The organism is Domibacillus mangrovi (genome assembly GCF_001906925.1).
Lineage (GTDB): Bacteria > Bacillota > Bacilli > Bacillales > Domibacillaceae > Domibacillus > Domibacillus mangrovi.
Window position 1 is genome coordinate 13669 of record NZ_MRWQ01000028.1, and the last position, 18826, is coordinate 32494.

Below are 18826 nucleotides of genomic sequence, written 5' to 3' on the forward strand. Positions count from 1 at the left end.
AACAGGCGGGTCCTTTAGGGACATTATTTGGGAGAGAATAAAAAAATGAGTACAATGAAAACTCTAGAAATTCTGGACTTATATGATATGGAAACAAGGAAACTAACTGTTGCAGAAATGGCTAGTAAGTTAAATCAGCCGCAAAGTTCGGTCTATCGCCATGTCAGAATGCTGAAAGAAAAAGGCTATTTAATGGATGACCATGAGGGCAGTTATAAACTTGGCTATAAGTTCTTAAAGTTTTCAAAGATTGTAAGCATGGATACCAATATTACCGTAGTTTCTTATCCATATATGCAACAGTTAACGAAAAATATAGGGGAAACCTCCTTGTTGATGGTTTACTCCGATTTGCACGCAATTTGCCTAGCCGCAGTAAACTCAAGTGAAAGCATTAAGGTCTCGGCAGAGGTTGGTCAGATTTTCCCTTTATATGGAGGCGCGTCCTCTAAATCCTTATTGGCCTTTCTGAATGAAACAATCGTCAATGAACTTTTTGAAAAAGGCATGGTTAAAAAGCATACAGACAAAACCATATTAGACATCAATGAGCTAAAGCAGGATTTACTAGAGATAAAGAAAAGAGGCTATGCCTTTTCAAGTGGGGAAATTGACCAAGGTGTCATCAGCTATGGTGTGCCGATTTACAATTACAACAATAAAATAATCGCGTCATTAAGCATCGTTGGGCCCATGGCGCGGCTATTAGAAAAAAATGAGGAAGAAATCTTACGAGAATTAGAAGTCACACGGGATAAAATACAGGAATTTTTATAGGTGTCAGGCAACATCGGAAAATTAGAAAGGGCATTCCGCTTTGAAGTGTAATGCCCTTTTTGACAAAGTTATTCCAGATTCGGTTCTGATGCAAAAACTTCAAGACAGTTGCAAATCATAGTTCTCATGCAAATATTTGAAGAAATATAAAAAGGCTAAAAGTTTCTGAGTGGAATCTGGTCTTAAGCAGCAATTCCACTAGGAAACGTATCGCCTCTTTATATCTTCTCCCATTACTCGCACCAGAACCAAAATAGTTATCAAAATAAAAACCAAGCAGCTCAATTTTATTGAGCTGCTTGGTTTTTAACCATTCGATCAATATAGGAAGTGCATTGAATTATTCATAGGGAGCGTCAAAAATTTTGTGATCGCAGGCTAATGCTAATGTTTCATTTTTTCGTATACTATTCCGATTGCAATGAAAGGATGAGGCGTGATACTAAAAACATCAGACCATTCTTGATAGAGAGATTGTAACAGAATATGTTTATTAGGCATATTCTGTTACAAATTTTATATGGAGGAATTATGATGGATAATATTGATGTGCTTTGTCAACAATTTGCTCGAATACTGGGTGGTCAACCGAATGTAGAACACGATGTATGTATGGTCAAAAAAAGTCGTTCACATATTAAAGTAAACATCATGGGGAAACCGAGTCATTCAGGTTTAGCTCTCCATTCTATGTGGTCATTTGAATCCATTGATCACCAAGGGAAAGCTTTAAACTTAGGCGAAACTGCTCTCCTCCAAGAGGAAGCTTATCCATTCATTTGGCACTTACAGAGAAGCGGAATAGTGTTATCTGCTTTACATAATCATTGGCTATTTGATACACCTCATCTAGTTTATGCTCATTATGCCTCTGTTGAAGAACCACTTTCCTTTGCAAAAAAAGTAGCAGAAGCATATAAAGTACTCAAATAATCGGTATTTGAAAGTGAAGAAAGATTTGCATTTTTTTAAAACTAGTTAAAAGATAAAGTTTGTTTTCAAACATAATTTATCGAACATTCTATTCAACTTATCCACGTATAATCATACCCTCAAGCAGGCCTTAGATCATTATTTATCTGCTCATTCATCTTGCGTAAAACCATATTTCGTACGCAAAGCTTTTATATTATTTTTCATTCTTTCACCCATCCATTTAGTAAAGTTTACCTTGTTTTACAATTTTTCCCCACAAAAGTCAAGTTAGCTTTACATTATATTTACTGTTAGTCCTTACATTCTTATTATGAGGTAATTTAGTCTTTTAACATTCAAAAGCGATGAGAAATGGTAAACTGTAAGATATGGAATAAGATTACCATACGATTCAAAAGAAAAGGAAGGGAGGCTTTTTTATGAAAAAGCGGTATTTTCTTAGTTTTTCTCTTGTGGCACTCGTTGCACTTACTTATAGCGCATCGAATCATCAGGACGAACGTCACACAGACCCCTTTGGAAATTTTTACGATAAAAATGGAGACTTGATTGATTCATCTCATAAATCCATCCTGAATGAAGGAAGACCTTACTTAACGATCTATGATCAAAATAATCATTTAATCGGTACCTATAACGAAGAACAAATGAAAGAATTAACGTTTGATAAAGATGTTTACAAGGAACCGAAAGAGATGGATACAGAACGACCGTATGCCTATTTCTACGATGAAAACGGTAAATTACTAAATGCATCTCAAGATATAAAAGCTGCAATGACCCAGTTGTCGAATTCGGGAGAACACGATTTATTTATATTCCGCAGTTCGTCCTTCAAAAATAATATCGAAATTGGACAAAATCGAATATTTAAGCAGCCTAAACGCCTAATTTTAGAACCGAATGAACCATTCGAACAACTGTCTATCCTTCTATCTGATTCAAAAGGACAACAAACAATGAAAATGGAGATGGGCAACTTTATTGGTGGCATTAATATACCATTAGAGGAATATGTTCCAGATGACTCTTACACGATACAGTTTATAAATGAAGATGAAGATCAATCCATTCATATCTTAGGTGGAGCTGTATTGTTTAACTAACGGCTTGAACTCTTTTATGCCAAAAACGCTATCCTTTCTCATCATTGTTTAGAAAAAGGGCAGTATTTTTTCATTTAGGGGTATGATTTGAACTTAGCATGATGGGCATTGGGTACAGACAACCATACGGAATGTTTGTGAATGGAATTAAAGGGATTGATAAAAACAATGAGGTGTATTTCGAAGGAAAAACGCTTGTCATGACCATTTTGACAACCTTTTGATCTTGGACACTCTCATAAACGGAGCTCGTTGACATAAATAAACCGATTCTCTTTTTTATGATTGAGAATCGGTGGGTGGGTCACTATGATCGATTTGGTTTGTTGCTATCATGTCTATTCGTCCTGCCTTTGTCTTCATTTTTGTAAAGAGATGTTGCTTTAAAGCTCTGTTTATTTCTTATCAATCATTATGCCGTTTTCCCATGCTTTCGTCATTTCTTTCCCGTATACTTTCATCGCTTCTTTGATCGTTGTCATCACTTTAGTCATTTGGATCATCTCCTTTCGATTGGTTGATTTGTTTGGTTCTGATGCTTTTCTTAACGTGCAGTCTTTACTTTTTCTTCTTGTCCATAATCGATCCATTTTCCCACGCTTTTGTTAGTTCTTTTCCGTACAATTTCATCGCATTTGTAATGCTTGTGACAATGTTACTCATGTAAGTGATCCCCTTCCTTATTGGTCTGTCTTCATTATCGTCGCTTTCGGCCGTTTTTACAAAGTCAATGAAAACGGAAACATTACCCATGTAAACGTAAACATAGGTAATGTAAACGAAATCATCTCTGTTTTTCATCGTTTTTCATGATTTTTCTCTTTTTTTCTTGGTTTTTCATATTTTACAAAAAGTCGCCTATTCCATTTCGAGCTGCTCGGATTGATTTTTATTGGAGAAAGGGGAAAAGTACGTTGTCAAACGGAAGAACTTTCTATTTTTCTTCAAATAAAACGTGTTAACCTAATAGGGTCAAACAAGAATGTGTACAGAACGTACTGGTTAGGGGGGATATGTTGTTTACATTAAGCAGATGGATCTTCGCAATCCTTATTATTTCTTTATCTAGTTATAGCCTCCTGACTCAAAACGTTGAGTTGATGCCCTATTTAATGTTGTTGGTAGGGGCCTCTCTGTTAATGACAGGAGTAGACGAACTTCAAAAAGATCGAAAAGGGTTTTGGGGGTATGTGAGCATAATGGTTTCTTTATTTGCTTTTTACGTTTCCATACAAGGTTTCCTATAGGCGCTATCCTATAAACAAATGATCGAGAAATAGGAGAGGTCATCTTTCTCAATAAAAAGGAGTGGATAGTGGGATTATTACTTATTTTTCTTTCACAACCCCTGCTTTCAATGGTTAGGAGTCGATGATTTTTGATGAAAAAAATTCTCACAATGCTAAACATCTGTTGCCTTGTGATAGGATCACTACTTTTAATTTATCATTTAACCATATCAAATGAGGTTTTTCATTTACTAATATTATTCAGCAGTATTGGAACTCTATTTAGTTTAATGAATCAGCAATGGATCTTTGCTTTATTGAACAGTTTATTGGGAATTAGCTTGCTTTTGCTTTGGCTTATTGGTGATATGATCATTCGCTTTTTTTAAAACTAGGACTAGGATTTACTCACAGCTTGCTTTGCAATTCCTAAATATTAGGCTAAATCTATACCTGTTGCTGTTCCGGATCGGGAATCGGTTCGACACTGTTTTGTCCCTAGTTAATTGCCATAAAAACACGCTCATTCCTGTTCAATATGTTGTATTCAATCTCCTATCCACAAACAAAAACAAGCACCAGCCCTTTCATTTCAAGGGCTGGTGCTTGTTTTTTCTATGGTTATCTAATGCAACATAATTAGATTTTTGTTGCTTTAAAATTATAGAGTCGTACCCAATTAGTGAACTAATAATTTACTTTAATTCTTTTTCTCTAAAATTTTGACCAGCCTCATAAACCAATAGGAGAATATCCATGGCAAAATAAACTTTGTTATCCATTCGATAGCCATGAAAATTGCAGTTGGATTAATACCGAGAAATGACAAAGCTAAATAAAATATAATTAAAGCCAATCCTATAACAACTATTTTCCCTGTTTTTTCTATATTTATCACCCCTTGTTTTTTCTCAAGAACAAAGGTGCAAAATAAGTAAGCATAGCCAGTAGCAAACCAGTAATTAACGAGATGCTGCCAATGATCACAAAGTTATTTATATATGTTTTAACGATCATGTTGTATTGGCTCGTATCAGCGATTCCTTCACTCTGTTTCATAAGCCATGAACTGCCCAATGAGGTGCCATAGGAAACACTTGAAAACATTAGAACAAATCCCGCTATTATTAATAAAATTGAAATAATACAAAATGTTTTAATATGATCCTTTGACACTTACGTTCCTCCCACTAGTAGAATTTCTTTTAAGATTTCTCCAAAATAAAACCTGAAGAATCAATGAATTCTTGAGGCTTTATATCTCAAATACAACATAGTTCACTTTATGTTGCATTTAAAAATAAAAGGTGCCTTGAAATAACTGGAACAACTAAGAAAGTTTCTTACTTAAAGAATATGGATGATAAAATAAAACCCATTAAAATTATTAGAATTAAAATGCAGATACCTTTCCAACCTAAACTACCTGCTAAATCAGCAAGGTTTCCAGTTCCAGCCTTATTAAATGTATCATTCATATTTCCTGTTGGATTTCTTTTTAATTCTGCTTGTCTTAGTCTTTCTCTTGTTCTTTCAGGAGTTTCTTTGTCTTCGCTCATTTTAGCACCCCCTATTTTCTATAACTCTAACATAATTTGTTATTTAATCATTAATTCTTGTCTTAATAGCTATCTAAGTTAGTCAAAAAACCCTCAATTTTTTAAAGTGTCGAAGGTTTTTGAATACAATAACAAAATTGCTATTACGTTGCATTATTTTTTCTGTTAATTTGTAACTTCAAATGGAGCAGCAAGAGTCCCCCCGCCTAGTTTCTTCTCTTTTTTATCAAAAAAATAATCGGATGGATCGTAAAAGTTTTTCACCAAACGATACTCACCTGGAATAAGACTGTTTTCCAGCCGATCTAACGAAAGTGTTTGAGTTGTAGAGCTTTTTGGTTCGAGGCTTTTACCGACAGCATCAAACAGGTCCATTCCTTCTTTAAAAGGAACGACATACCAAGTACCATCTATATTTTTTTCGATTGCGAATTCCTCACCGAATGTAAGTGGAATATCACTTTCATTTTGGATATTGACGATTATTTCACTATTAGATGTTTCATATTTTTCTTCTTCAGTTTCCAATGTAATTCCATATTTTGAGCTGACCAGATTCTGAATGGATGCTTCCTCCTTGAGCTGCTCTTCATTTGATTGGCAGGATGCCATCAAAGACAGCGTTACACAGAGAAGAAGTATGTATTTTTTCACCAAAATCCCTCCTCTATACAAGTGTAACACTATTGAAAATAATTACTATATATGGAAGCGATATATTCAGATATTATGTTGTGTTTGTCAATCTAAACCATCACCAATTTTGCGAATATATATAATAAACAACAACTAGCTGTTTTATTGTTTAAAACTGTTTTACTGTTTAGGACACTGGAAAAGCCTATTAAACTAGGGTTTTTGCAAGGTAACTATCACTTATTTTGCGTATGTTTTTTAATCCGCTACTTTCTATCACCTCATGCTGTAATAGTGATAGTTACTTTTGCAGAAAAGGGTGGTTTAGAGGAATGGATAATGTCACAGTTGATATTGAATAGATTAATATAAAAAATTGGGTGACCAAATCAAACGATTTAATTGGAGCTACCTACAGACTAAACCTACAGGAACAGAGGATTTTGCTGGTCATGGCATCGAAAATTCAGCCGACCGATCAAATGCTTGTTTCTTACCGAGGATTTTATAGAGGTGATCAGCGATAAGAAAGGCACAGGATACTATTCTCATGTGAACTACCCGCCACTTAGCTACCGCTTGAAATGGGGGCTTCTCGTTTCCACGAACATTGCTTATCAGATAAGTCTCATACGTTCTCCACGAGCGTAAATTCGGGGCATTCCGACCCTAATGATAACGAAATGTTTTCGATACCTTGGATATTTTACGTATGCGAGGGGCTTGGTTTTCGCTCTCATTTCCGCATACAACCTCATATATCCAGTTGTCAAAGAACATTATGGTGATAGTATAGCGCATTTGTTTCAATTATGGAGTATTTTGGCTTACGCCAACCGACATTCCTCTCCCACCTACTCACTGGGCTACACCCTTCACGTTCCTTGAAGAAGGAGTGTTCTGCCGGAAAAAGATAAAAAAACATCATTTCACGTTTTAAACAGTACCTTCAGTAGGACTCTGACTTAAATTAAGTGAAGCATCTCTCAGAGCGTTAATAAAAATACGGGTCGCAGCACTCAAATATTTATCTTTTCTATAGATAATTCCTACATCCCGGGCAAAACCATCATTTAAAATTGGAATAATTTTTATATATGGGTGGTTAAGATACTCCAAGTAAGGTTTCGGTAGTATAGTGACCCCTACTCCCTCGATAACCATATTAATTAAAGATTGCATAGTTGTAATTTCAAAGACCGGCTCTGGAATAAAGCCCAAGTCTTTACAAGCGTTATTTATAAGCTGTCTTATAAAATATTGTTCAGGAAGTAAGATGGAGGGGGTTGTCTGCAATACTTCTATGTCTAACATATCCTGATTTTCTAATGGGTGACCAATGGGCACTGCAAAAGCCATTTCTTCTGTATATAAAGAGATGGTCTCTAATTCATCACCTTTCATAGGTAAAAAGACAATTCCTAGATCTAACTTATTTTCTAACAGTTGTTTTTGAATATCCCCAGTACGTAATCCCAACACCGATACCTTAACAGAAGGATATAGACGATGAAAACTAAGTAATGCAGGCGGAATAAGATAATATTCAGCGGTTAACAATGTACCGATACAAATCGTGCCTCTTTGAAGTCCAGTTAATTCATCTATTGAGGTTTTTGCCTGATCCAGTTCATGAAAAATGTTGCGTGTATACTTTAAGAGTAATTTCCCTGCCTCTGTAAGAGCCGTCTTTTTACCGATACGATCAAATAACGGTGTGCCAATTTCATGTTCTAATAGACGAATTTGTTGGCTTAAAGAAGGTTGGGAGATGCCAACCTTTTCTGCTGCTCTTGTAAAATGAAGTTCTAAGCACACTGCATAAAAATATTCAAGTTGTCTTAATTCCATTTTAAAGTCTCCTAATTTGAACGGTAATAATAAAACAATCTAAGGTATTTTACATTATATCATAGGTTAAACCTATTATTATTATATAAATAATAGAATTGAACTATAGAGTTAATTCTCTTAGACTGTTAGTTACACAGAAGACTAATGATTTAAAATCTTTAATTTTAAAGCAAGAAAATCTGTGATATATAAACACTGGAGGATAAACGGATGAAAAATTTTAATGTTGCTATTCCAACACCATTTCATGATGACGAGAGTTTATATTTAGAAGGCTTTAATCCAATCGTTCATTATTTAACAGACAACGGGATAGATTCCCTGCTTGTGTCTGCTACTACAGGTGAGCAGAATTCAATGAGTATTGAAGAGCGCATCCAAATTATTGATTATTTTAACCAGCAAAAATTTGAAAATGTTGAGCTTATGTTTGGTGTTTCAGCTACAAGAACAAAAGATGCGATAACACTTATTAAAAAACTTGAGGAGTCTGTTTTTGATTCTATTCTAATTCAGTTTCCACCTTACATCCAACCGACACAGCAGCAAGCCATTTCCTATATTAATGAGTTGCTGCAGCATACAACGAAAAACGTTGTACTTTATAATAATCCTTTCCGAACAGGATTTGAACTAAGTGCTGAATCACTGAATACTCTTATTAGTCAAAAGCACCCTAATCTTGCAGGAATTAAAGAAGAAAGTGATGCTAAACGCCACCATAATACAAATTTCCCGGAGGATTTCATCATGTTTGCCGGCGGAGATGTTGACCTTACGGAGAAGATCATGAATGGGTGTAACGGACTTTCCAGTATGGTCGGAAATGTGTACCCGCAGGAGATCAAACAAGTTTTCAATGACTTATTAATGCATAAACCAGTTGATCTTTGGGAAATAAATCATTTAATTAATGAAGTTACAAACGGTCAAGCCATTGTAAACATAAAGAACCACTATAATTCTTTAGGTATAAACGCAGGGACTTGCCGTTCTCCTATTAAGTAATAAGTAAAATTTCAAGGATATCCCCAGTTTAATGAAAAATTTAAACGTAACCGGTAAGCAGAAAAAATAATAAAATTATTTTTTCTGCTTACGGATACCATTATTGAACAAGATACAAACGCAGCAATCCAAACAATGAATGAATATATTGCCCATTTCAAAAAAGCTTTAGCATTAAATACGGAGGTTCTATAGCTATCATGGGTATTTCACAAGTAACAAATAAACTAGAACAACCGAAACTAGATTCAAAACCTAAAATAGGATTACTTATTATAGGTATCATTTTAATTGGAGCTAATCTCAGGGCTCCATTAACGTCAGTGGGCCCACTGATAGCTTCTATTCGTGACAGTTTGGAAATGTCTAATATATTAGCAGGGACAATAACCACAGTACCTTTACTTACTTTTGCGCTCTTATCCCCTCTTGCCCCTAAGTTAGCTCAACATTTTAGTATGGAGTTTGCCCTGTTTATTTCCTTGTTCTCATTAACGATCGGAATGGCCATACGTTCTTTTGGTGGAGTAGAAACATTATTTATAGGAACAATCTTAATTGGTGCATCTATTGCCATTGGTAATGTATTATTACCAAGTTTTATTAAGCATAACTTTGCACAAAATATAGGCTTGGTAACTGGAATTTATGCAGTTTCTATGAATTTATTTGGAGCTCTTGGATCTGGTATAAGCATCCCCCTTTCCTCAATATCTGGATTAGGATGGTCCGGAGCTCTTGGATGCTGGGGGATTTTATCTCTTCTTACCATTTTTCTATGGCTGCCACAATTACGAAACAAGCATAAAGCTGTTAAGTTTGGACAAATGGAAAAGAAAGTTACATCTATTAACTTATGGCGTTCTAAACTAGCATGGAATGTCACATTATTTATGGGCTTTCAATCCTCAATCTTCTATACAGTGATCACATGGCTACCTGAAATTCTTGAACAAAAAGGGGTAAACACTCATGAGGCCGGCTGGATGTTGTCTTTAATGCAGCTTTCTATGCTTCCGGTTATGTTTATTGTCTCTATTTTAGCCGGACGTTTAAAAACGCAGAAGCTATTAGTAGGGGTTTCCGTTGTCTTGCTCATTATAGGACTGTTCGGTGTCTTATATGGGGGGACACTCCTTATTTCATTATGGATTATTATGATAGGAACTGGAGTTGGATTTGCATTTAGTTTAGCTATGATGTTCTTTAGTTTACGTACCCAAAATACCAATGAGGCGGCGGAACTATCAGGTATGGCCCAATCATTAGGTTATCTTTTAGCTGCAGCAGGGCCTATCTTATTCGGATGGCTACACGACATTACACATGATTGGACTACTCCTTTACTTATGTTAGTTCTAACTTCAGTCATTATTTTTATTACGGGCATAAATGCGGGGAAAAAGGAGTATGTGATCCCTAAGTAATCATGGAAAATCTCTTCTTTAGCTCTTCATTCTAAAGAGGAGATTTACCCTAACTATTTGACAACATCCTGTAGACTTTTTGTATATTGAGTTGTTTTCTCATGTTGGAAACTTAATACAACATAATTTCTATTATATTTCCTTAGGAAATTAGTCTAGCAATAATTTCTTATTCACTGGGCATATAACCAATTACTTTATTCGTATTGGGATCCATTAATATTGGAGATGTACCAAGCACAAGATTCTCCTTATCTTCAAAAGAAACTAGTAACACCTCTTTTCCTTCATAATCGTTATCAAGTAATTCATAGCTATTATCAGCAATTGTTTTCGTAACGTTCGCACTTTGCCAGTTTTCTTGAATCCTATCATCCCAGCCTTTGTCATTCAAGAAATCCCAAGCAGATTCCCTTACATCGTCATAACCATCGTTATTTATAGCATTCATATCATCTTGATTATTTGAACAGCCAGCAATGAGAAACAAGGCACATAAAATACTTATAATCACTTTGTTCATGCTCCTCCTCCTACCTAAAAAAGGAACTTCACAATATTTTACCAAAATCATAATCGGATGGGTCATAAAAGTTTTTCATCAAATGAATTGAAAATAGCTTTTCACCAACTATCCCCTCACTAGTCGCAAAATTCAGCTCCTTTTTAAATTCATTATTTCAGCCTAACTGGTCAAACTAACACAAAAAAGGTGTCTATGAAACTAATGTGCAGAAATTTTTCAACATCATCAAAAAAGGGCCTGTTGTTGATGTTTTAAGACCTTGTTTTAGTTGTTTTAACTGTTTTAGGAGCGTTTTAACCCAGTCATATCAAGGGATGCAGCGTTTAACTATCACAAAAAAGGTGTGAACTATCACAAAAAGAGTGTGAACCATCACAATTTTGGTGTAAACTATCACAATTTATAATAATGATGGATAATAATTGATTTAAAAAGGTTTAGATGATAAATTTGAATAGTTTACTATACATAAAAAAAGAAAGCGTGATAATATGGATGAAAATTTTTTAATAACACAATCCAATTCATTGATTGAAGCTCGCCATATTAAACCGTTGTCCATAACGGAACAAAAAATTATTTTAACGATGGTGAGCATGATCCAGCCGCATGATGAAGATTTTCGCTGTTATGAAATCCTGGTTACTGAGTTTAAAGAGTTATGCGGGTTAAAAACAGAAGGGCTCTATTCAAATATAAAAAAAACGGTTCGGACACTAATGGAAAAAATCATTGAAATTCCTCACCGGGACGGAAAAGGATGGTTCATGACTCATTGGGTTTCTTCAGCAGAATACATGGCAGGAGAAGGGATGATCCGGCTTAATTTTGATCCAAGATTAAAGCCATATTTGCTTCAGCTAAAAAGCGCTTTTACCTCATACCGTTTAAGCAATATTCTTTCGCTGAAAAGTGTTTACGCTATCCGGCTGTATGAGTTGATGAAAAAGTGGCAGCATATCGCAAAATGGACGATTTCTGTTGGGGAATTGCGCTCGAAGCTGGGTGTTGCAGAAGGCAAACTGGAACTTTACGGACACTTTAAAAGCCGAGCATTGAAGCCAGCTATTACTGAGGTCAATGAGAAAACGGACATTTACATTGATTTCAAAGAAATAAAACGGGGACGCAAAGTTGAAAAAATTGAATTTACCATCATGCAGCAGGCCGAACGAGAGATCAAGCTTCCCGTCCTGCAGCCGAAAAAGCCGGCTGATCTAACGCGTCAGCCATCGGATGACGAAATGTTGCGTGGTAGGATAAACGAAAAAACCGTGGGCTTTATCTTTGATCCGGTCGCTTTCCGCGATATTTTCATCAAAAGCACAGCTATGTGGGGAAATGATATCGAACAAAACTTGTTCGATCTGCTTCTTCATGTAAATAATGCTAACAAAATTAAAAATAAAATCGCCTATTTCCGCTCGATTATCAACGAAGGCTATGATCGCTTCTTAAACGGTGAAACCTTCGAGGCAGCCGATTTTTCCACTGGACAAGCACATCTGCCTGAATGGTTTAAACACCCGAATAAACCGGTAGAATCCGAACTAGACTCCACTTTTGAAGAGGAAAGAAAAAGTTTGGAAGAAGAATTGCGTAAAGTAAAAACTCTCATTAATACGTAATTGCTTTCCGATGCGGCTCATGTATTAACAGGAAATACATGAGCCGCACTTCGCATTTTTCAGATGTTCAAACTTTAAATCCAAATGGAACGGTTTGTACATAGCCGATTTTTTATATGTATTATTTAAAACAGGAATGTACGGTTTAAAACTAAAATAGACGCTCAAGGACCAAAAATGTACGGTTTAAAACTAAAATAGACGCTCAAGGACCAAAATGTACGGTTTAAAACCAAAATAGACGCTCAAGGACCAAAATGTACGGTTTAAAACCAAAATGAGCGCTCAAAATCAAAAAGGTCTTCATTAATACGTAACGGCTTTCCGATGCGGCTCATGTATTTCCCTATAATACAGTTCAATGCATTTCGCGTTTTTTAGCTGATCCAAACAAAATCTTTGGGAATGCAGCACAGGGAGATGATGATCTGTTAGTTGAATAGATGTTTGATTGGACGATTTTTGTTTCATCGAGATAATGTCTCTTGAAAAGATCCAGCCCACTCTGCTTTGCTTGCCTATGGCTTCCCTCGTATTATAGGGGATCAGCACAAGCCCATAAGACAGCGCGACCGGCACAAAGTTTTTCTTTCCTATCAAATCGCCATACCTGCTTCGGTTTACAGCGATGCTTGTACCGAAAAAATCGACTATTTTCTTTAGAAAGAGATCGGAACGAAGATCAAGAACTTCTGTTTGGCCGTCTTTCAAATACACTTGAACAGCGTCTCCTTGATCTTTCATATTCTGTGGTATGAAAGCCTGTCCTTCACGGATAAAACGCTCAATATACTGCCCATTTTTTTTCATTCCACTCGCTCCTCTATGTAAATTTACAAATGAAAAAACAGATCTTTTTTTAAAAAATAGCTTGTTTTTCAAAAAAATAACATTAGGTGACTGAAGTAAAACAACAATAAAAGAACTGATTTTTTCCGTATTTTTTGATAAAGTGAGTCTTTTTGAAAGATTTGGCTCTTTTAAGTATGAATTTTGAACTCATGAAAGAGGAGCTTGAAGATAACAAACTTAAATGACTGAATATTCCGTTATGTAAATGATAACTTTATTTTACACGCTGCTAAACAAAAAAAGAAGGTTTTCAGCTTAAAATGACGAATAAAGTAATAAACGAATAAATAAAGGAAAGAAAGAAGAAAACAACGTTGGAAGAAAGATAGGTGGATAATAAATGGCCATTACGATTACATTTGGAATCCAAAAAGGTGGCTGCGGAAAGTCTACCACAGCCGGGATCCTCTCTTATTTGCTTCATCAAGATGGCTACCGTGTTCTTTCCATTGATATAGATTCACAAGGAAACCTAACGGAACTTTTATCTGAACAGCCCTCCAATGAGTTTATCGGGAAATCGGTGCTCGAAGCCATGCAGCAAACAGATGTAAAAAAACATGTGCATCCCATCAGCGAACAATGGGATCTGCTCCCAGCAAACAACTTTTTAGCGACTTTCGCACGCTGGATCTACACCGGGAAAACGTATCAAGGGGATCATGTGCCATTTAACGGAAACCCAAGCCTCATTTTAGATGAATTGCTGAATCAGGTTCGTGATGACTATGATTTTATTATCATTGATACGCCACCCTCCCTCAGCGAACAGACCACCAATGCGCTTTGTGCAAGTGAGTATGTCGTCGTCATGTTCGAATGTTCAAACTGGTGCTATTCAGCTGTTCCAAACTTCATGAGCTCGATCGAAAGCGCCAACAGCTTTGGCAGCCGGGAGACAAAAATGATTGGGATTCTCCGGACGATGAACGATGTGCGGCGCAGCGATGCAAAAGCGTTTAACGAACTGATCGCGGAAGATTATCCTGATGATGTCTTTAAAACGATCATCACAAGAAAAGCGCCTGTCGGCAGACTGTCTTTATACGGCTTCACAGACAACGCCGAACTAAAAGCAGGCCTCGATCAATACAACAACTTTTATAAGGAGCTGATTAGCCGTGTCCAAAATCAACGAGATTAAGAACTTAAAACGCCAGCAAACCGTCATCACGCCGGCACAGGCATTAGCTGAAACAGTGAACAAAGAAGAAAACAACGTTTCTTCCAATGAACAGACAAAGGAAGAAACGAATCAAACAAGAAAGGAAGAGAGAAAAGTGGAACGAAAACGCGTCTCATTCGACATCAGAACAGACCTTCACAAAGAACTGAAAATGCAGTCGCTCGTGCAAGAGAAAAACATCTATATTATGATTGAAGAAGCTTTAGTGCAATATTTAAAGCAAGAGAAAAACTGATCTTTTGATGGATCCATACAGATCATCCACATCTTTACCTGCGCCTAACTGTTAAAGAAGGGATGACATACGGAGGACTTAACATTAGATAAAAAAGGAGAGGGACGTTTAAATGCCACATAAAATTACGTTAACAGGCAAGCCTGTCAGTCCATTACGCGATAAAGGAGCTTACTGTACCTTTGACATGGAGGAAAGTGGTTCTCCAGGGCCTCCAAAGGGGCTCCCAAAAAGCTCAATGATTACCTATACCGTCTTTATGAATCAGAAACAATTAAAGAAAGCCGGAATAACCGCAGAAAACATTCGAAAACAGAAACTCATGATACAAGGCGAACCGACGTTAGATGTACCGGTGGATGATTGTCCAGGTGAAATTGGGGTGACCTGCTTTCAAGTGTCCATCATTCCTGAAAAACAGAAAGAAAAAGAGAAAAAACCTGTCGTGCAAGTAGAACCTGAACCATTGAAAGAAGAAGTCAAAGAAGAAGTCAAAGAAGAAGTGAATGAAGAAGTGAATGAAGTACAGCCGAAAGGACCAGAAGGAACAGAAGACTTCATTTCTCTTGAACAGATCCGTGTACCGGAAGAATTTTTAAAGACACGCCCAAATCCACACAAGACACAGCTCGTGATCGACTATGTAAACAAGACCGGCCACTTAGATGAACCAATCACGATTAACCGGGAAACCAAGGTGCTGACAGACGGCTATAGACGCTATATTGTAGCTGAAGAAATGAAAATGGATGTTGTCCCTGTGGCGTATGAAAAGATAAGTGTGAAAAACATATAGAAAAACGTTTAAACTCCCGATTTATCTCGGGAGTTTTTTTAAAATAGAGTTAGGAGGAGAAAGTAATTTGCCGATTAATGGTCATTATCTTAATCAAGAAGAAATTGATATATTGTTAAAGACACGCTCTAGCTTTGTAAGAGAAGCAACAAAAGAAGATAAGAACGTATTAAAAGAAGAATTATACAAAAAAGTAGATGAGTATAAACAAAAAAACGAATTAGAAGCTGCGGAATATATGGAGGATTTATTAAAGCATTTAGAGGTGATGAACCTCCATGTAACGTCTGAAAATAATAAGGAGATACATTTTGTGTATACACGTTTAACAAATGACAAGGATTATGAAAACAAAGAAAGTGGCTTTATAATCGTGAAACGTTAAATATACGCTCTAAATAACGAGGATATGAGCAATTCTGATGTTTCTTGCAAAATAATCCACCAAAAGATATAATGAGAGAAATGAAATGAATCGGAGCAACAAAAAAGAGTTCCAACGTGTGCAAGTGGTGCGACAACACCCTTACACCGTTTCCGCCTAACCTGCCTAGGCAAAAACACCTGCTGAAACTCTCTTTGTATTATTCTTTTTTTATTATATAAAAAATGAGGAAAGTTTGCAAGGAGTGCACGGTTTTAGAAGCGTATTTTTGCCCTGGATTTTACATGGGCAAAGGTACGCTTTTTTCTTTTTCCGTTATAAGGAGAGACAGGAAATGAAATCCATTAGCATTGTATTCGACAAGGTAAACAAAGAAGAGTATGCAACGTTCAAGGATCTAGCGTCTATGCGAGAAGCTGTGAATCATCACATCAAAACCATTTTAGAAAGTAACTTGTCCCCGGCGTGGAAAAATAAACTCGTTCGCTTTCTCGACTATTTACGGGACATTTCACGGGAATACCTTGGCCTTTCATTCCGTAAACAGCGGACGATAGCCACAGACTTTGAATTGAAAAAGCCGGACACCATTGGTTTCTGGTTGAAAAAACTAGCGGAATTGAGCATCGTCCGCATCCTTCCGACAAAAAGAAGCCGTGGCATGCAGCAAACAGCTAACTTTGTCCAAATACTTCCAATCCAAACTGTTGAACACAAAAAAAGTGGACAAGCAAAAGAGAAAAACGGGGAGCTTGAAGTCAATATCAATTCTAATACAAAAACTATTAATACTAATACGTATTCTGACGAAATCGTTCAACGCTTAACATCACCTTATGTAAAATTCAAAGAGTCCGTTCAATCCTTCATTGGTGACGGTCATGTGAAGTTGATCAATCGTCTGTATGGCATCTGGCTGGCTCATACGAAGCACGGCTCATGCAATGAAATAGCAGCATTGACGCTTGGCATTCAAGCCATTAAAGCGACGATGCAAGCAACGAAACGCAAAGAGATTAAAAGTATAACCGGATACTTTAATGGGACGGTTCAGCGCATGATGCAGCGCCTAATCAAAACCGATCAAGCCCCTGCTTTCAAGCAAGTGCGCGAAGAAATTCTGCCCGTGTGGTTTCAAGCGAAAGATGAGGATATGGCGGCAGACATAGATAGTGATTTCGAGGAAGAGAAACGTCAATTCCAAGAATCTTTGAAGAATCGAAAGTCATCAAATGACATTAATTTCCTAAATCAAATAAGCGCAAAGTTTATGGATACAAGAATATGAACAAAGAAGAAAGAAACGTTTATTCGAAGATAGAAAAGAGAAGAATAAAGTGAAACTTCATTCAGTGGGGGTTTTCTTCATCCCCCACTGAATGTTAGTTGAACCAATCGGGCTTTTACGGGCAGTTGATCCCCAGCTTATCCTTCTTTTCTTTTCAAAGTCTTGAAGCGGGGGTCTTACTGCCCGTTAATGCGGGATAAATAGATACATCCTTCTTTGTTGCCTTATATAATACCGAACTTAACGCGGCTATTATGGCCGAAAGGTATTCTTGTAATAAACCGATGATCTTGTCTCACTATGTTATGGAAGTATTTCAATCGCCTAATTTGGATACTTAATAGCATCTCATTTTTCAACTGCTATAGAGTAAGCCGGATACTTATCGACTGTCACGACACGAGGTTTAGAGACACGAAAAGACCGCAAAGCTTTCTTGAAGAATCGCTTTGCAGCCTTATGATTTCTTGTTTTGCATCCACGTAAACAAAATAGAGAAAAAGCATACTAGATTTTAGTTTTTGTTCTTCTTTTACGATTTTCGATTTTATCAAGATATTGAGCTAAACGGGAAAACTCTACGGAGAAAATATCTTTTACAGCAAATTGATCTTCTGTTTCCCCGATGACCGTTGCAAACTTACGATATAAACGCTGGGTATATGTGTGATGACGATAAGCATAAAAACGAAATTCTGTTATATCGTCATTCTCCTCTTTCATCTGTTGGATGAGCTGTTTAAAATAACGAAAAAAAACAAGGCTGCTGCGATAATCTGGTTTTAGGACACCACAATCTACAAACACAATATGTTGATCTTCAAAATCATTTTCGCGTGTACCGTATGTATAGCAAGCAAGTCCGATCACCTCATCTTGTTCATCTAAAATCAACACAACATTCACATCTCCAAGCATCAAATAGAGACTTCCAATGGCATTGAATAGGGAATAGTTGATCCCAAAGGCTTCATCGAACAAATGTCGGTTATGCAAAAAGAAAAAAACGAACTTTTCATAATCCTCTTCTGTTACACATTTCACCAATTTCATTTTTCACAACCTCTTTCCATCATGATTGAACACGCCCATGCACCTTTTTACCCATAGTAGACGACCTTCCAATATCCATTTTTGAAAAAACAAAAGGTCTGACAGCACAAAGTCAGACCCCTAATTCAAGAGTGTACTCATTTGTAAATCTTAATTTTAATTTCTTCCCACACTGGTACTGACATCACTTCTCTGATCATTTCCATAGTAGCTGTCACCTCCCATCAGTCATTAAAAGCAGTAAATCACTGCTCCCTTTTTGATAACATTCCGTTCAAAAAAAGATGAACAACCTCAGATGCAATCACATTCAAGAGTGTACTCATTTGTAAATCTTAATTTTAG

The 18826-nt window shown here is 36.5% G+C and carries 20 protein-coding genes and 1 pseudogene; 13 read left to right on the forward strand and 8 right to left on the reverse strand.

What is annotated here, in order from left to right; translation table 11 throughout:
• Positions 1-45 precede the first annotated feature (45 nt).
• From BLL40_RS16200 to BLL40_RS17910, 4 genes are all read left to right on the forward strand, one after another.
• On the forward strand, positions 46-777 hold the full coding sequence (locus tag BLL40_RS16200; protein ID WP_073712888.1) for an IclR family transcriptional regulator: 732 nt from the start codon (positions 46-48) through the stop codon (positions 775-777).
• Positions 778-1308: 531 nt separating this feature from the next.
• Complete coding sequence (locus BLL40_RS16205) at positions 1309-1710, forward strand: DUF1259 domain-containing protein (protein WP_095532867.1); 402 nt, start codon at positions 1309-1311, stop codon at positions 1708-1710.
• Positions 1711-2132: 422 nt separating this feature from the next.
• Positions 2133-2819 (forward strand): hypothetical protein, encoded by a 687-nt coding sequence (locus BLL40_RS16210; protein ID WP_073712890.1) that lies wholly within the window; start codon positions 2133-2135, stop codon positions 2817-2819.
• Between the two features lie 1112 nt (positions 2820-3931).
• On the forward strand, positions 3932-4066 hold the full coding sequence (locus BLL40_RS17910) for a DUF3953 domain-containing protein (RefSeq protein ID WP_281247282.1): 135 nt from the start codon (positions 3932-3934) through the stop codon (positions 4064-4066).
• An 876-nt stretch (positions 4067-4942) separates the two neighbouring features.
• Here the strand turns inward: BLL40_RS17910 and BLL40_RS16235 are convergent.
• The 3 genes from BLL40_RS16235 to BLL40_RS16245 all read right to left on the reverse strand — a co-directional run bounded on the left by BLL40_RS16235 (position 4943) and on the right by BLL40_RS16245 (position 6261).
• Entirely contained in the window at positions 4943-5224 is a 282-nt protein-coding gene (locus BLL40_RS16235; RefSeq protein ID WP_073712895.1) for a hypothetical protein, read from the reverse strand.
• A gap of 167 nt (positions 5225-5391) precedes the next feature.
• On the reverse strand, positions 5392-5607 hold the full coding sequence (locus BLL40_RS16240) for a DUF6366 family protein (protein ID WP_073712896.1): 216 nt from the start codon (positions 5605-5607) through the stop codon (positions 5392-5394).
• Between the two features lie 165 nt (positions 5608-5772).
• A complete protein-coding gene (locus BLL40_RS16245; RefSeq protein ID WP_073712897.1) occupies positions 5773-6261 on the reverse strand; it encodes an immunoglobulin-like domain-containing protein in 489 nt (162 codons plus the stop codon).
• A gap of 362 nt (positions 6262-6623) precedes the next feature.
• Here BLL40_RS16245 and BLL40_RS17915 point away from each other — a divergent pair, with 362 nt between their 5' ends.
• A complete protein-coding gene (locus BLL40_RS17915; RefSeq protein WP_245797983.1) occupies positions 6624-6770 on the forward strand; it encodes a replication initiation protein in 147 nt (48 codons plus the stop codon).
• A gap of 409 nt (positions 6771-7179) precedes the next feature.
• On the opposite strand, the gene BLL40_RS16255 is transcribed toward BLL40_RS17915, so the two are convergent.
• On the reverse strand, positions 7180-8094 hold the full coding sequence (locus BLL40_RS16255) for a LysR family transcriptional regulator (RefSeq protein ID WP_073712898.1): 915 nt from the start codon (positions 8092-8094) through the stop codon (positions 7180-7182).
• 213 nt (positions 8095-8307) lie between these two features.
• On the opposite strand from BLL40_RS16255, the gene BLL40_RS16260 reads away from it, so the two are divergent.
• Positions 8308-9105, forward strand: coding sequence for a dihydrodipicolinate synthase family protein (locus tag BLL40_RS16260; protein ID WP_073712899.1), 798 nt, complete (start codon positions 8308-8310; stop codon positions 9103-9105).
• 200 nt (positions 9106-9305) lie between these two features.
• Positions 9306-10532: a CynX/NimT family MFS transporter gene (locus tag BLL40_RS16265; RefSeq protein WP_073712900.1), complete on the forward strand. Its 1227-nt coding sequence runs from the start codon at positions 9306-9308 to the stop codon at positions 10530-10532.
• 169 nt (positions 10533-10701) lie between these two features.
• Here the strand turns inward: BLL40_RS16265 and BLL40_RS16270 are convergent, their stop codons facing one another.
• Positions 10702-11055, reverse strand: a complete 354-nt coding sequence (locus BLL40_RS16270) for a hypothetical protein (protein WP_073712901.1) — start codon at positions 11053-11055, stop codon at positions 10702-10704.
• Positions 11056-11549: 494 nt separating this feature from the next.
• On the opposite strand from BLL40_RS16270, the gene BLL40_RS16275 reads away from it, so the two are divergent.
• Positions 11550-12686: a replication initiation protein gene (locus tag BLL40_RS16275; RefSeq protein WP_073712902.1), complete on the forward strand. Its 1137-nt coding sequence runs from the start codon at positions 11550-11552 to the stop codon at positions 12684-12686.
• 306 nt (positions 12687-12992) lie between these two features.
• Here BLL40_RS16275 and BLL40_RS16280 read toward each other — a convergent pair whose 3' ends face one another.
• Positions 12993-13496 carry a nucleoside phosphorylase-I family protein gene (locus BLL40_RS16280; protein WP_073712903.1) on the reverse strand — a complete coding sequence of 168 codons (504 nt, stop codon included), beginning with the start codon at positions 13494-13496 and terminating at the stop codon, positions 12993-12995.
• A 382-nt stretch (positions 13497-13878) separates the two neighbouring features.
• Here BLL40_RS16280 and BLL40_RS16285 point away from each other — a divergent pair, with 382 nt between their 5' ends.
• From BLL40_RS16285 to BLL40_RS16305, 5 genes are all read left to right on the forward strand, one after another.
• Entirely contained in the window at positions 13879-14682 is an 804-nt protein-coding gene (locus tag BLL40_RS16285; RefSeq protein ID WP_073712904.1) for a ParA family protein, read from the forward strand.
• Positions 14660-14959 carry a hypothetical protein gene (locus BLL40_RS16290; RefSeq protein WP_073712905.1) on the forward strand — a complete coding sequence of 100 codons (300 nt, stop codon included), beginning with the start codon at positions 14660-14662 and terminating at the stop codon, positions 14957-14959. The genes BLL40_RS16285 and BLL40_RS16290 overlap by 23 nt, the downstream gene beginning before the upstream one ends.
• A gap of 112 nt (positions 14960-15071) precedes the next feature.
• Positions 15072-15755: a plasmid stabilization protein gene (locus BLL40_RS16295; RefSeq protein WP_073712906.1), complete on the forward strand. Its 684-nt coding sequence runs from the start codon at positions 15072-15074 to the stop codon at positions 15753-15755.
• A 67-nt stretch (positions 15756-15822) separates the two neighbouring features.
• A complete protein-coding gene (locus BLL40_RS16300; RefSeq protein ID WP_073712907.1) occupies positions 15823-16140 on the forward strand; it encodes a hypothetical protein in 318 nt (105 codons plus the stop codon).
• 334 nt (positions 16141-16474) lie between these two features.
• Positions 16475-17428, forward strand: coding sequence for a hypothetical protein (locus BLL40_RS16305; RefSeq protein ID WP_073712908.1), 954 nt, complete (start codon positions 16475-16477; stop codon positions 17426-17428).
• 269 nt (positions 17429-17697) lie between these two features.
• Here BLL40_RS16305 and BLL40_RS17020 read toward each other — a convergent pair.
• Positions 17698-17902, reverse strand: a pseudogene (locus BLL40_RS17020) (DDE-type integrase/transposase/recombinase); the annotation flags it as partial.
• A gap of 33 nt (positions 17903-17935) precedes the next feature.
• Positions 17936-18481 (reverse strand): hypothetical protein, encoded by a 546-nt coding sequence (locus BLL40_RS16315; RefSeq protein WP_073712909.1) that lies wholly within the window; start codon positions 18479-18481, stop codon positions 17936-17938.
• Positions 18482-18826 lie beyond the last annotated feature (345 nt).

Bases quoted from the DNA above. Each gene is read 5' to 3' on its own strand.
- BLL40_RS16200 (WP_073712888.1), top strand. From the start codon at position 46: ATGAGTACAATGAAAACTCTAGAAATTCTGGACTTATATGATATGGAA.
- BLL40_RS16205 (WP_095532867.1), top strand. From the start codon at position 1,309: ATGATGGATAATATTGATGTGCTTTGTCAACAATTTGCTCGAATACTG.
- BLL40_RS16210 (WP_073712890.1), top strand. From the start codon at position 2,133: ATGAAAAAGCGGTATTTTCTTAGTTTTTCTCTTGTGGCACTCGTTGCA.
- BLL40_RS17910 (WP_281247282.1), top strand. From the start codon at position 3,932: ATGTTGTTGGTAGGGGCCTCTCTGTTAATGACAGGAGTAGACGAACTT.
- BLL40_RS16240 (WP_073712896.1), bottom strand. From the start codon at position 5,607: ATGAGCGAAGACAAAGAAACTCCTGAAAGAACAAGAGAAAGACTAAGA.
- BLL40_RS16255 (WP_073712898.1), bottom strand. From the start codon at position 8,094: ATGGAATTAAGACAACTTGAATATTTTTATGCAGTGTGCTTAGAACTT.
- BLL40_RS16260 (WP_073712899.1), top strand. From the start codon at position 8,308: ATGAAAAATTTTAATGTTGCTATTCCAACACCATTTCATGATGACGAG.
- BLL40_RS16265 (WP_073712900.1), top strand. From the start codon at position 9,306: ATGGGTATTTCACAAGTAACAAATAAACTAGAACAACCGAAACTAGAT.
- BLL40_RS16270 (WP_073712901.1), bottom strand. From the start codon at position 11,055: ATGAACAAAGTGATTATAAGTATTTTATGTGCCTTGTTTCTCATTGCT.
- BLL40_RS16275 (WP_073712902.1), top strand. From the start codon at position 11,550: ATGGATGAAAATTTTTTAATAACACAATCCAATTCATTGATTGAAGCT.
- BLL40_RS16280 (WP_073712903.1), bottom strand. From the start codon at position 13,496: ATGAAAAAAAATGGGCAGTATATTGAGCGTTTTATCCGTGAAGGACAG.
- BLL40_RS16285 (WP_073712904.1), top strand. From the start codon at position 13,879: ATGGCCATTACGATTACATTTGGAATCCAAAAAGGTGGCTGCGGAAAG.
- BLL40_RS16295 (WP_073712906.1), top strand. From the start codon at position 15,072: ATGCCACATAAAATTACGTTAACAGGCAAGCCTGTCAGTCCATTACGC.
- BLL40_RS16305 (WP_073712908.1), top strand. From the start codon at position 16,475: ATGAAATCCATTAGCATTGTATTCGACAAGGTAAACAAAGAAGAGTAT.
- BLL40_RS16315 (WP_073712909.1), bottom strand. From the start codon at position 18,481: ATGAAATTGGTGAAATGTGTAACAGAAGAGGATTATGAAAAGTTCGTT.